General features: G+C 44.1%; 11 protein-coding genes. 7 read left to right on the top strand and 4 right to left on the bottom strand.

Translation table 11 applies throughout. The annotated features are described in order from the left end of the window. The first annotated feature begins 1 nt into the window (after nt 1). The gene (locus tag OD355_RS10185; RefSeq protein ID WP_263038368.1) at nt 2–382 is read left to right on the top strand and encodes a GxxExxY protein; all 381 of its coding nucleotides are present in this window, start codon (nt 2–4) and stop codon (nt 380–382) included. Between the two features lie 38 nt (nt 383–420). Then, nucleotides 421–3090: a methionine synthase gene (gene metH / locus OD355_RS10180; RefSeq protein ID WP_263038367.1), complete on the top strand. Its 2670-nt coding sequence runs from the start codon at nt 421–423 to the stop codon at nt 3088–3090. Nucleotides 3091–3163: 73 nt separating this feature from the next. Here metH and OD355_RS10175 read toward each other — a convergent pair whose 3' ends face one another. After that, nucleotides 3164–3844 carry a YceI family protein gene (locus OD355_RS10175; RefSeq protein WP_263038366.1) on the bottom strand — a complete coding sequence of 227 codons (681 nt, stop codon included), beginning with the start codon at nt 3842–3844 and terminating at the stop codon, nt 3164–3166. A gap of 515 nt (nt 3845–4359) precedes the next feature. Further along, entirely contained in the window at nt 4360–4455 is a 96-nt protein-coding gene (locus OD355_RS13970; protein ID WP_382303484.1) for a sortase B protein-sorting domain-containing protein, read from the bottom strand. A 49-nt stretch (nt 4456–4504) separates the two neighbouring features. Here OD355_RS13970 and OD355_RS10170 point away from each other — a divergent pair, with 49 nt between their 5' ends. From OD355_RS10170 to OD355_RS10160, 3 genes are all read left to right on the top strand, one after another. Next, nucleotides 4505–5092, top strand: a complete 588-nt coding sequence (locus OD355_RS10170; RefSeq protein ID WP_263038365.1) for a porin family protein — start codon at nt 4505–4507, stop codon at nt 5090–5092. Between the two features lie 106 nt (nt 5093–5198). Further along, entirely contained in the window at nt 5199–5609 is a 411-nt protein-coding gene (locus OD355_RS10165; protein ID WP_263038364.1) for a single-stranded DNA-binding protein, read from the top strand. Nucleotides 5610–5720: 111 nt separating this feature from the next. Next, nucleotides 5721–7013 (top strand): hemolysin family protein, encoded by a 1293-nt coding sequence (locus OD355_RS10160; protein ID WP_263038363.1) that lies wholly within the window; start codon nt 5721–5723, stop codon nt 7011–7013. Nucleotides 7014–7058: 45 nt separating this feature from the next. Here OD355_RS10160 and OD355_RS10155 read toward each other — a convergent pair whose 3' ends face one another. Together OD355_RS10155 and OD355_RS10150 are read right to left on the bottom strand one after the other, a co-directional pair. After that, entirely contained in the window at nt 7059–8726 is a 1668-nt protein-coding gene (locus OD355_RS10155; protein WP_263038362.1) for a putative transporter, read from the bottom strand. Nucleotides 8727–8807: 81 nt separating this feature from the next. Beyond that, complete coding sequence (locus OD355_RS10150) at nt 8808–9578, bottom strand: TIGR02757 family protein (RefSeq protein ID WP_263038361.1); 771 nt, start codon at nt 9576–9578, stop codon at nt 8808–8810. 76 nt (nt 9579–9654) lie between these two features. Between OD355_RS10150 and OD355_RS10145 the strand changes: the two genes are divergently transcribed. Further along, on the top strand, nt 9655–11160 hold the full coding sequence (locus OD355_RS10145; protein WP_263038360.1) for a lipopolysaccharide biosynthesis protein: 1506 nt from the start codon (nt 9655–9657) through the stop codon (nt 11158–11160). A gap of 100 nt (nt 11161–11260) precedes the next feature. Next, a complete protein-coding gene (locus OD355_RS10140; RefSeq protein WP_317619115.1) occupies nt 11261–12457 on the top strand; it encodes a nucleoside permease in 1197 nt (398 codons plus the stop codon). Nucleotides 12458–12648: the final 191 nt, after the last annotated feature.

Raw genomic sequence — 12648 nt, 5'->3', positions numbered from 1 at the left:
TATGAATGAAAATGAATTAGCGAAGGTTGTTTTTAATACCGGGTTAAAAATTCATAAACATTTAGGTCCCGGATTATTAGAGAGCGCATATGAAGAGTGCTTATATTATGAGCTTATGAAGTCCGGTTTAAATATCGCAGGTCAAAAAACGTTGCCATTGATATATGAAGAAATCAAACTTGAAATCGGATACAGAGTTGATTTCCTGATTGAGAATAAGTTAGTTGTTGAAATTAAGTCAGTAGAATCTTTAAATGATATTCATTTGGCACAAATACTAACTTATCTAAGATTATCACACTGTAAATTAGGATTACTAATAAATTTTAATACATTACTTTTTAAAGATGGAGTCAGAAGAGTTATAAATGGCACCTTGTGAGCCTTGTGTAATTCTTAGTGAACTTAGTGGTTATAAAAATGAAAAGAACAAAATCTTATCTGTCATTATCCGGCCTGGAGCCGCTGATCATTCGCCCGGAAAGCAATTTTATCAATATCGGTGAGCGCACAAATGTTACAGGTTCAAAGCGGTTCGCGCGGCTCATCAGGGAAAACAAGTTTGAACAGGCGCTGGATGTGGCCCGCCAGCAGGTAGAGAACGGCGCACAGATCATTGACGTAAACATGGACGATGCCCTGCTCGACGGGGAGAAAGCTATGACCACTTTCCTGAACTTCCTGCAAAGCGAACCAGACATCGCCAAGATCCCGGTAATGATAGACTCCTCTAAGTTCAACATAATCCAGGCAGGGTTAAAATGTGTGCAGGGAAAATGCGTAGTCAACTCCATCTCCATGAAAGAAGGCATTGACAGCTTTATAGAACATGCCAGGATATGCAGGAGGTACGGGGCCGCCGTAGTAGTTATGGCATTTGACGAGGAAGGCCAGGCCGATACGCTGCAACGAAGGGTAGATATATGTTCCAGGGCATACACTATTCTTACGGAACAGATCGGCTTCCCGCCGCAGGATATTATTTTCGACCTGAATGTGTTTGCCATTGCCACCGGGCTTGAGGAGCATAATAACTATGCCGTAGACTTTATCGAAGCCGCCCGCATTATTAAACAAAAATATCCTTTAGCCAATATCAGTGGCGGCGTCAGCAACCTCTCTTTTTCTTTCCGCGGAAATGAGACCGTGCGTGAGGCCATGCACAGCGTATTCCTCCTGCACGCCGTCAAAGCAGGTATGAATATGGGCATAGTAAACGCCGGGCAGTTGATTGTGTATGATGAAATTGAACCTGAGCTGCGGGCGCTTTGCGAAGATGTGATACTCAATCGCAATAACGAAAACAATGAAGCTACAGAAAAACTCATCACTTACGCCGAAACCGTCAAGGCCAAAGGCAAGGTGCAGAAAAAAGATGATGCCTGGAGAAACACACCTGTGGAAGAAAGGCTGAAACACGCACTGGTAAACGGCATCACCGAATTTATTGATGCAGATACAGAAGAAGCCAGGCAGAAGTACCCCAAACCGCTGCATGTGATAGAAGGCCCGTTAATGGACGGCATGAACGTGGTAGGCGACTTGTTCGGCGCAGGAAAAATGTTCCTGCCACAGGTAGTAAAAAGCGCCCGGGTAATGAAAAAGAGCGTAGCCTATTTGCTGCCTTTTATTGAAGAAGAAAAAGAAGAAGACACAGCCGGAAGAGGCACTATTTTACTGGCCACTGTAAAAGGCGATGTGCACGACATAGGTAAAAATATTGTGGGCGTAGTATTGGGCTGCAATGGCTATAAGATCATTGACCTTGGCGTAATGGTACCGGCAGATAAAATTTTAGACGAAGCCCAAAAGCAAAATGCAAATATCGTAGGGTTAAGCGGCCTCATCACCCCGTCACTGGATGAAATGGTGAATGTAGCTAAAGAAATGAAACGCCGAAATATGACGCAGCCGCTGATGATCGGTGGCGCCACTACCTCAAGGATGCATACGGCAGTAAAGATTGCGCCTGAATACGACAATGGTGTAATACACGTACTGGATGCATCACGGTCGGTAACTGTTGCAGGTAAACTGCTAAGCGATGAAACCAGAACAGCTTTCGTTGAAGATATCCAAAAAGAATACGCCGGACTGCGCGAAGACTTTGCCAATAAGCAACCGGTAAAAAAATATATACCGTTTAAAGAAGCCCAAAACAATCCTGCAAAAATAGACTGGAACGCTTACACTCCTGTTGAGCCCGCGTTTATCGGTACCCGCAATTTCACAGATCATGACCTGAATGAAATAAGAAATTACATAGACTGGAAACCATTCTTCATTTCATGGGAACTACATGGCAACTATCCCGACATTCTTACAGACGAAGTTGTAGGCACCGAAGCAACCAGGCTCTTTAAAGATGCCAACCAGATGCTCGACCGCATTATTGAAGAAAAGTGGCTATCGGCTTCCGGCGTTGTTGGATTCATGCATGCATCAAGAACTTCCCCGGATACCATTCACGTAGCAATGGGCGATAAAGTTTTTAACCTGGAATGCCTGAGGCAGCAGGTAAAAAAAGCAGCAGGCCAGCCCAACAACTCGCTGGCAGATTTTATAAAGCCTGCAGAATATGGGAGTGATTACCTCGGCGCATTTGCAGTGACCATCCACGGTATTGAGCCGCACCTGCAAAGATTTATAGATGATCATGATGACTACAACAAGATTATGCTGCAGGCATTGTCTGACAGGCTGGTGGAATCTTTTGCGGAAATGCTGCACCGCAAAGTGCGTACAAACCTTTGGGGATATGTAAAAGATGAAACACTCACTAATGAAGATCTGATCAAAGAAAAATATACCGGCATTCGCCCCGCGCCCGGCTACCCTGCCTGCCCGGAGCATACGGAGAAATACAAACTGTTTGACCTGCTGGACGTAACCGCGAACACAGGCATTCAGCTTACCGAAAACCTGGCCATGTACCCTGCATCCAGCGTCTGCGGCTGGTACATAGCACACCCCCAAAGCAAATACTTTGGCATAGGGAAAATTAAAAGAGACCAGTACGAAGATTATAAAAACAGGAAAGGATGGAGCGAGGAAGAAGCAGAAAAATGGTTGGGCGGCATTACCGAATAAAGATCTAAAGCTGTGATTACAACAAAAGAGGTTGCATCAACATGATACAACCTCTCTTTATTCTATGGGAAAATTATTTTTTCTTACCCCTCAGCCTGATCTCAAGCTCAATGTCTTTGCTGATCATCCAGTTTTGCGGATCGCCTTCAGCTTTATAGTTCAGCCCCCATTTGGACCTGTCGAAACTAAACTTGGCATCAACAGTTACCACGCTGTCTGTAATGGCAATTTTAGCAGGGAATGTAACGTTGATAATGCTGTCTTTCAACTTCAGGTTGCCGCTAACCATGTTAGTAGCGCCGTTGAGCAACGCACGCGCCTGTGCGCTGTCATAAGGCGCCACAGTGGTGATCTCAAATGTTGATGCAGCATATTTTTCTATTCCGAAGAAGTCATTGCTCTTTAAATGATTCTGAAGATCCATATAGTTTTTCCCCGGTTCGGTTACAGAAGTTGGGTCTACTGTAAGCGTGTTCATATTGATGTTGAATGAACCACCGCTAACATTAGCGCTGTCAGTAATAGACACAGACCCGTCTTTCAGTCTCAGCGTGCCCCAGCGCGGCGCAAGCCCGCCGGCATGTGTAGCTCTCCAACTGATAACACTAAAAGAGGTATCCACTTCGTAAACGGTACCTGTAGGCACAGCAACGGCCTGGGCTTCTGACACAGTAGCCTGTGGAGAATCGCTGCCGCCACAAGATGCAAGCAGCCCGGCTGCTATAATAAAACTTCCGATGAAAACTTTCTTCATATAATGCTGGTTTATTGTATATAAATAATATCTCTGACAACAAATTTAATGGAAATAATCTTTTTAATGAGCAGAGACTGAAATAATATTGATATTTTAATATTAAAATATCACATATGTGAATAAGTCCGGGACACGACAGCAAGTAATGCAGATAGCAGCATTTTAACAATCCTAAGAAATAAATTTGCTTATCATTGATCGTAGAAATAACCGGTAATCCCGATAGGAATAGTTTTTATTGTGAAATAAAAAGTATATGAAATAACCATGAAGATTAGCCGTCTATACCAACCGGGAATGAGTATGGGATCTAAAAGCTGGTTATTCCATGTGACCATAAAGAAAAATAAAATCGACATGAAATAACCATAAAGATTAGGAATCTTTACCAACCGAGGATGATAATAAAGATTAAGGTTTTGGTTATTCCATGTGGCAAACAGAAAAAATTAAATATTAACACATGAAATAGCCATAAGCAAAGTTGCATACCAACCGTTGATGAATAAAGGCTATTCCATGTGACCATTAAAAACAGCCGCAAAGCGGCGAACTAACAAATATACACATGAAATAACCATAAACAAAGTTGCATACCAACCGCGAATGAATAAAGGCTATTCCATGTGACCATAAAGAAAAATAAAATATATACACATGAAAAAAATACTCTTTGCCTCTGCGCTGCTTTTTGCATGCAGCATCGGCGTTTCAAAGGCACAGCTTGAAGAAGGAAATGTGCTCATCGGCGCACAACTTGCCAACATTGATTTTGGTTTTGGCAGTGGTAATTCTTTCAGCATCAACCTTTCTCCGCAGGTGGGCTACTTTATTGAAGATAATATAGCCATCGGCGGCCTGTTCAATCTCGGCTATCAAACTGCACGCGTTTCAGGCAGCAGTAAAGGCAATAATATTTTTAATTATGCCATCAACGGGTTCGGAAGGTACTATTTTAACCCCGGTGAAAAAGGCATCAACAATTTATTGAACCACGGCAGGTTTTTCGCGGAAGCCAACGCAGGTATTGCAGGCTCTACCGGCAATGCAATTGGCTTGAATATTGGCTTTGGGCCCGGTTATGCTTATTTCATCACACCAAATGTAGCCTTGGAAACTTTGGTAAAATACAATGGCAATTTTGGCGATGGCGCCAAAAGCGGGCTCGGCCTGAACCTGGGCTTTAAAATTCATCTGCCTTCCGGCAAGCTGAAACAAATGCGCGACAATCCCGGGTCACTATAATTAACCGTGTAAGACAGAAACTTACATGCAGCAAAAAAAGTTAAGTTTTTTTTGAATTTTAATTTTTTATATGTAATTTGCTGTAAACATTACAAAACTAAGCATTATGATTAAGCTACAAGTCATTGGAAACCTGGGCCGCGATGCTGTTGTAAACAACGTCAATGGCCGCAATGTAATAAATTTCAGCGTTGCACATACAGAAAGATTTAAAGATAGTACAGGCGAACAAAAAGAGAGAACAGTGTGGGTGGATTGCGCCTATTGGTCAGACAAGACCGCCATTGCTCCTTACCTGAAAAAGGGTACGCAGGTGTACGTAGAAGGCGGGCCCGATGTGCGGGTGTATCAAAACCAGGAAGGCAAGCAGGGCGCTTCCCTTTCGCTTCGCGTACAGAATGTGCAGTTGCTGGGGTCGAAGAGTGGTTCCGGGAATGAGAGTACACCGCCCAACGGAGGCAATATGGCCGGATCTATCTCCAACGGTGATCCGGTGGAAGATGATCTGCCCTTCTAAAAACTTACCAGAAGTATGTATACAGGCTGTTCCCGCGGAGCAGCTTTTTTTATTTTTATTGAGGAATGATTTTTGAAATGGTTGGTTGTACTTGAAAGTAAACCTATACTTATGGAATTCATTATCATATTTTTATTGATCTTACTGAATGGCATATTTTCTATGAGCGAAGTAGCGCTTATATCTTCCAGGAAATTTAAACTGGAGAGCAAGGCAAAAAAGGGAAGTGTAAAATCCAGGAAAGCGCTGGAGCTGGCAGCTAACCCCAACAGCTTTTTATCTACGGTGCAAATTGGCATTACACTCATCGGCCTGCTTACAGGTATGCTGAGTGGTGAGAAACTGTCGCGCTATGTGCAGCCGGTGATTGAGCGTATAGATGCACTCAGGCCTTATGCAGCCAGTGTCTCATCAGTATTAATACTAATCATGGTTACCTACCTGAGCATTGTGTTTGGAGAACTGCTGCCCAAAAGAATAGGTATGCTGTTCCCGGAGAAAATATCTGCAGTGGTAGCGTTTCCCATGAACTTCATAGCCAAAGCCGCCAAACCTTTTATCTGGTTGCTGACCGGCACCAATGAGGTGATGCTGAAGATCCTGGGGCTGAAAAACAAGCAAGACAACAGTGTGAGCGAGGAAGAAGTAAAGGCTATGATCAAACTCGGCGCAGAGCATGGCGACATACAGGAAATAGAACAAAGCATTATTGACCGCGTGTTTTTCCTGGGCGACAGGAAAGTAAGCGAGCTGATGACGCCGAAGAAAGATATCGTTTGGGTAGATATCAATGACAGCCTGGATTCCATTAAACAAAAAGCAAGAGAAAAACTGCATTCCGTATACCCGGTTAGTGATAAAGAGTTAGACGATCTCAAAGGCATTGTACGCCTGAAAGATATTTTCCCGAAAAGCATCAGCAATGAAAGCTTTAACCTGGCTGAATACATCAGGCCCGCCCTGATCGTGGCAGAAACATTGCCCGTGTATAAAGTATTGGATAAGTTTAAAGAGAAGAAAACACACCATGCCATTGTTGCCGATGAGTATGGCTCCATCCAGGGAATGATTAGTATTGACGATGCGCTCGATACGCTGATAAATACCGATACGGAAGAAGATATGGACGAATACAAAATCGTTCAGCGCAAGGACGGCAGCTGGCTGGCAGACGGACAACTTCCCTTCTTTGTATTCCTTCAAGAGTTTGATATACCTGAGCAAAGAGCGCCGAAAGGTTCTTTCAATACGCTGGGCGGCTTTATCCTGGAACAACTGAACTACCTGCCGCAGGCCGGCGAAAAGATCAGCTGGGACAATTACGACTTTGAAGTACTTGACCTTGACGGGCTGCGTATTGATAAAATACTGGTGTCTTTAAAAGAAGCGGAAGAGCAAGAATAAAATTGCCGGCATAAGCCGGCAGATTCAACCTATATTTATATGACTTTAAATAAACAACAATATCAGTAGCTGGGCCATCAGAATACGCATAAGTGTTGTAAAAGGATAAACTGCAGCGTAAGTAAGCGCAGGGCTGTCTGAATTCGTTGTCTGGTGTGCAAATGCCAGTGCAGGCGGATCAGTAGAAGCTCCTGCCAACACACCGCATATCTCCAGGAAGTCGAGCTTGTAAACGATACGTGCAATCAACCCGCCAGTAAGTAAAGGAATCAGGGTAATGCCAATGCCCATCAGCAGCCAGATAAGCCCGTCTCCTTCCGTAAGGGTTCTTACGAAATTGGCGCCCGCCCCCAATCCTACAGCAGCCAGGAAGAGCACAATACCGATCTCGCGCACCATTAAGTTAGCGCTTTGAGATACATAATGCGTTACAGAGAACTTGCCTCCAAAACGGCTGATAAGTATCGCCACGATCAACGGGCCGCCGGCCAGGCCTAACTTTATGGGTACGGGTACACCCGGTATGCTTAATGGTATGCTTCCTACCAGTACACCCAATGTGATGCCCAGGAATAATTCGGCAATATGCGGCGTACGCAGGCTCTTTTTATTGCCAAAGTCTGCAGCAAGTGCATCAATATTTTTTTCTTCGCCAATGACAGTAAGCGTATCACCGAATTGCAGCTTGGTATTCGCATTCGGGATAAACTCAATGCCTGCCCTGTATACCCTTGATATGGTTACGTTGTAGCGCGGTATGATGTGTAGGTTGCCCAATGTACGGCTGTAAGCTTTTGGCTGGGAAACGTTTATTCTTCTTGAAACAACGTTTTTGGAATTGTGCTTATCACCCAGCATTTCAAAATCGCTTTCGGTACCTACCAGGTTTTTTACCTTTTCAATATTTTCAGAACTGGCAATCACAAGGAGTATATCGCCTTCATTCATGATCATCTCTTTGCGCGCCGTGCGGATCTCTTCTCCCTGGAAAATACGGGAGACTATAAAGTTAAAATCCAATGTTTTCCACAATACACCGAGTTCTTTACCAAACAGGTTGGGGTTCTTCACTTCCAAAGTTATTCTTTTAAAAGAAGATGTATTGGCAGCTCTTTTCCAGGCATTCAGCCTTGCTTCGGCATTTACATTTACCCTGAACACAGTTCTGAACAGCAACATTACCAGTATAATGCCTACCACGCCAAAGGGGTAAGCGATGGCATAACCTGTAGGCAGGTTCACGCCCAGCTCCGGCCTGATCTCGGCAACTGTCTGCTGTGCAGCGCCCAGCCCCGGTGTATTGGTAACCGCTCCCGACATGATGCCTACCAGCGTTACAATGTCTGTATTGGCAAAATAGTGCAGGCAGATAACAACAGTTACACCTGTAAGGATGATGATAAGCGCTATGAAGTTCAGCTTAAGGCCTTCTCTCTTAAACGAGGCAAAAAAACCCGGCCCTACCTGTAACCCGATGGTATACACAAATAATATTAAGCCAAATTCTTTTATAAAATGCTGAACTTCCGGATTTACCGTGAAACCAAAGTGCGATATGGCAATGCCGGTGAACAAAACGAAGGTAATTCCCAGAGAAACGCCGAATATTTTCACCTTGCCCAATGCCACCCCAATGGCAATGGTGATAGCAAAAATAATAACCGTGTACGCCACACTTTCATGGTTGTTGAAGAGATCAATTATCCAGTTCATTTGATGTTTAAATTTGAACCGCAAAGGTATACCCTAAAAAACTAACAAAATATGATATTTATCGTGTTTTGGACTAAAACATCAATAATACTTCTCCACCACACCCAGCCCGAACAGTGCATAGTCGTATTTGGCAGGGTCTTCCGGATCAAAGGTGCGCAGGTGTTGCGTAAGCTCCAGGCAGGCATTGAAATCGGTCTGTTTCCTGTGCAGCAGGCCCAGTTTTTTGGCAACCCTGGCTACGTGCAGGTCTATCGGGCAGAGCAGGTCTCCGGGGGCAATGTTTTGCCAGATGCCAAAGTCTACGCCGCAGTTATCCTTTCTTACCATCCACCGCAGAAACATGTTAAGCCGTTTGCAGGTAGAGTTATTCAGCGGCGTGGAAATATGCTTCCTGGTGCGCTGAGGGGCATCTTCCAGGGAGAAAAAATAATGGTGAAAGTAAATAAGCCCCTCCCTGGCGCTGAAATCTTCTTTGCTGTAATCCGGCGGCAGAAATGCGGCTTCCAGGGATGAATGCCTTGTATAATGCTGTTGCAGCAACGCAATAAAGTACAGCAGGTCTGTAGGGTTGAATGTGCGGTGCTTGAAATGCAGCATGCGCGCCAGGTCCCTTTCCTGGTGGTTTACAATAAAATCGTAAGGCGCATGGTCCATCAGTTGCATCAGCTCTTTTGACTTATTGATGATGATGGTGCGGTTGCCCCAGGCAAATACCGCAGCAAACAGGCCTGCAATTTCTATATCCTGCTTTTGAGAAAACAGGTGCGGGATGCAGACGGGGTCTTGCTCAATAAAAGCGGGCTGGTTGTACTGCGCCGTTTTCCTGTCCAGGAAATCCTTAATATCCATCTGTCAAAAATATAAATTATTGGCAGGTAATAACTATTTGTTCTTACATTTGTTTCTACGAAAGCAACAGGCACTCATGGGCATTATCAGAAAGCAAAGTATTTACTCCAGCATTTTTACTTATATCGGCTTTGCTATCGGCGCATTGAATCTCCTGGTTTTGCTTACGCCCAAATTCGGTTTTTTTACTTTAGATGAATCAGGGCTTACCAGGCTTTTCCTGGACTTTGGCAATTTATTCGCAGTGATAGCTGCCATGGGTTCGCTCACCACGTTTATAAAGTTCTACCCGTTTCATCATACCTATTTAAAAAAAGAGCAGAATGATCTGCCGTTTATTGTCATCCTGGTTTGCACTGCCGGCGCTGTACTGCTAACGATTTGTATTTTTGTTTTTGAAGATTTTTTTGCCAGAAAATTTTCCAGGAACTCCGCGCTGTTCATCCAGCATTTCCGGCTGGTGATACCGCTCACCATCTCCATGATCTTCTTCAACCTGTTTGAAGCATTTGCTTGGATGCTGCAGAAAACGGTGGTTTCAAACTTTGTAAAGGAGGTAATGTTGCGGGTTTTTGCCTTAATTGCCATCGTTATTTTTTACCTCGGCTGGATCAGCATTGACACATTTTTTATACTCTACACGCTTATTTATTTTCCCGCGGCGGCTTACCTGGCTTATGTTGTTTTCAAAGACGGCAGGATAAAGATACAGACACGGATAAGCAGTGTTACCAGGAAGCTGTATTCCAAGATGCTGACCTTTACCGTGTATCATTTCACGGGCGGTGTTTTCCAGATATTACCCCGGACAATGGACCTGCTGATGATAGCCAGCGTAGTGGAAGGGGGCCTGGGCAAAGCATTGATCTACTCTATCCCAACCTATCTGGTGACAGTGATGGAAGTGCCGCAAAGAAGCATGATGGGCATTGGCTCATCTACCATTTCTGAGTCTTGGAAGCGGAACGATGTAAAAAACATCAGGACTATTTACCGGAAAAGCTCCATTAACTTACTGGCAGCAGGCCTCTTTATTTTCGGGCTGATATTTCCAAACCTGGACAACCTTGTTCGCTTTATGGGCGAAGAGTTTATGCCGGTAAAATTATTATTCCTCATCCTCGGCATCGGCAAGCTGCTTGACCTGATGATGGGCCTGAATAATCTTATCCTTGGTTTTTCAAAATACTGGAAAACAGATTTCTATACCAATATCATCTTCATCATTTTTTCCGTTGGCATCACTTATTTACTCACTAAGAAGTTCGGGATGACGGGCACCGCGCTGGGCAGCGCGCTTACCATGTTTGGCTACAACCTTTTGCGGTTTATATTTATCTACAGGTTCCTGAAGATGCAGCCATTCACCCCAAAGACGCTGATAGTGCTGGCCCTGGGCATTGCAGCCCTGCTGATAACCTGTAACATACCTTATGCAGGCAATCTTTATATGGACACATTTATCAGGTCGATTACTTTTCTTATACTTTTTGCACCCGGGCTGATCTACTTCAACATTTCGCCGGACATCAACGAGCTGTACAGGATGAGCATGTGTAAAATATTTAAAAGAAATCAATAGAAAATATTAAATTGCTTCACATTTAAATGCGTGTATATGAACATTAAACTGCGTCTTACCGTAATGAGTTTTTTCCAGCTTTTCGTTTGGGGGGGCATGGCTGATAACAATTGGTGTTTACTGGTTTCAGCATAAGCAGTGGGACGTGGCTGAGTTCGGGCTGGTTTTCTCTACAATGGGTATTGCTTCTATTTTCATGCCCGCGCTTACGGGCATTATTGCCGACCGCTTTATCAATGCAGAGAAACTATACGGTATTCTTCATATACTCTATGGCACAATGCTTATCTGGATCATGCGCATTGATGATCCGCAAATGTTCTTCTACGCCATGCTTGCTGCCATGATCTTTTACATGCCTACGATCGCGCTTTCCAATTCCATTTCATACTCTGTTTTAAAGAGCAGGGATTATGACCTGGTAAAAGTTTTCCCGCGCATCCGCGTGTGGGGCACTGTCGGGTTTATCATAGCGATGGTGTTTACCAATCTTACAGACAATAAGGCTACGGCTAACCAGTTCCTGATAGGCGGTGTAGCAGCCATAGGCTTAGGCCTCTATGCATTTACCCTGCCCAAATGCCCGCCACAAAATAAAAACACCGGGCAAACTTCATTTGCAGAAGCTATGGGGCTGAATGCTTTTAAACTGTTTGGCAATTACAAAATGGCATTGTTCTTTCTGTTCTCCATGCTGCTGGGCGCTGCGTTGCAACTGACAAATATGTATGGCGATACATTCCTGTCAGACTTTGCCAAAGATCCGCAATATGCCAATTCAGTGATCGTTGAACGCTCAACGGTGATACTGGCTATTTCACAGATATCGGAAACACTCTTTATCCTGGCGATACCGTTTTTCCTGAAAAGATTCGGCATTAAGAAAGTAATGCTCATCAGCATGATCGCATGGGTATTGCGCTTTGGTTTGTTTGCTTACGGCGATCCTGCAGGTGGTTTGTGGATGATCATTTTATCGTGCATTGTATACGGTATGGCGTTTGACTTCTTTAATATTTCCGGTTCCTTATTCGTAGAAACCAGCGTGGATGCTAAGATCCGCTCTTCCGCGCAGGGATTGTTTATGATGATGACAAACGGCTTCGGCGCTGTGCTCGGCAGCTGGCTCAGCGGTGTGATCATTCAAAAATATTACACATTGCCGGGAGGTGATAAAATGTGGCAGGAAATATGGTTGTTGTTCGCGGCCTATGCTTTGGTAGTAACCGTTTTATTTGCGGTATTCTTCAGGCACAAACATCAGCCGGAACAAGTTGCGGCATTGAATCATCATTAAACATACATCATGAAATAACCATAAGCAAAGTTGCATACCAACCGCAAATGAATAAAGGCTATTCCATGTGACCATAAAGAAAAAATATACACATGAAATAGCCATAAGCAAGGTTGCATACCAACCGCGGATGAATAAGGCTATTCCATGCGACCATTAAAAACAGCCGCAAAGCGGCGAACTAAAAATAC

The sequence above is a fragment of the Haoranjiania flava genome (genome assembly GCF_025631005.1).
GTDB lineage: Bacteria > Bacteroidota > Bacteroidia > Chitinophagales > Chitinophagaceae > Haoranjiania > Haoranjiania flava.
Note: the sequence above shows the minus strand (reverse complement) of the source record. Positions and strands in the feature narration are given on the sequence as shown.

Bases quoted from the DNA above. Each gene is read 5' to 3' on its own strand.
- OD355_RS10145 (WP_263038360.1), top strand. From the start codon at position 9,655: ATGGGCATTATCAGAAAGCAAAGTATTTACTCCAGCATTTTTACTTAT.
- OD355_RS10150 (WP_263038361.1), bottom strand. From the start codon at position 9,578: ATGGATATTAAGGATTTCCTGGACAGGAAAACGGCGCAGTACAACCAG.
- OD355_RS10185 (WP_263038368.1), top strand. From the start codon at position 2: ATGAATGAAAATGAATTAGCGAAGGTTGTTTTTAATACCGGGTTAAAA.
- OD355_RS10165 (WP_263038364.1), top strand. From the start codon at position 5,199: ATGATTAAGCTACAAGTCATTGGAAACCTGGGCCGCGATGCTGTTGTA.
- metH (WP_263038367.1), top strand. From the start codon at position 421: ATGAAAAGAACAAAATCTTATCTGTCATTATCCGGCCTGGAGCCGCTG.
- OD355_RS10170 (WP_263038365.1), top strand. From the start codon at position 4,505: ATGAAAAAAATACTCTTTGCCTCTGCGCTGCTTTTTGCATGCAGCATC.
- OD355_RS10175 (WP_263038366.1), bottom strand. From the start codon at position 3,844: ATGAAGAAAGTTTTCATCGGAAGTTTTATTATAGCAGCCGGGCTGCTT.
- OD355_RS10155 (WP_263038362.1), bottom strand. From the start codon at position 8,726: ATGAACTGGATAATTGATCTCTTCAACAACCATGAAAGTGTGGCGTAC.
- OD355_RS10160 (WP_263038363.1), top strand. From the start codon at position 5,721: ATGGAATTCATTATCATATTTTTATTGATCTTACTGAATGGCATATTT.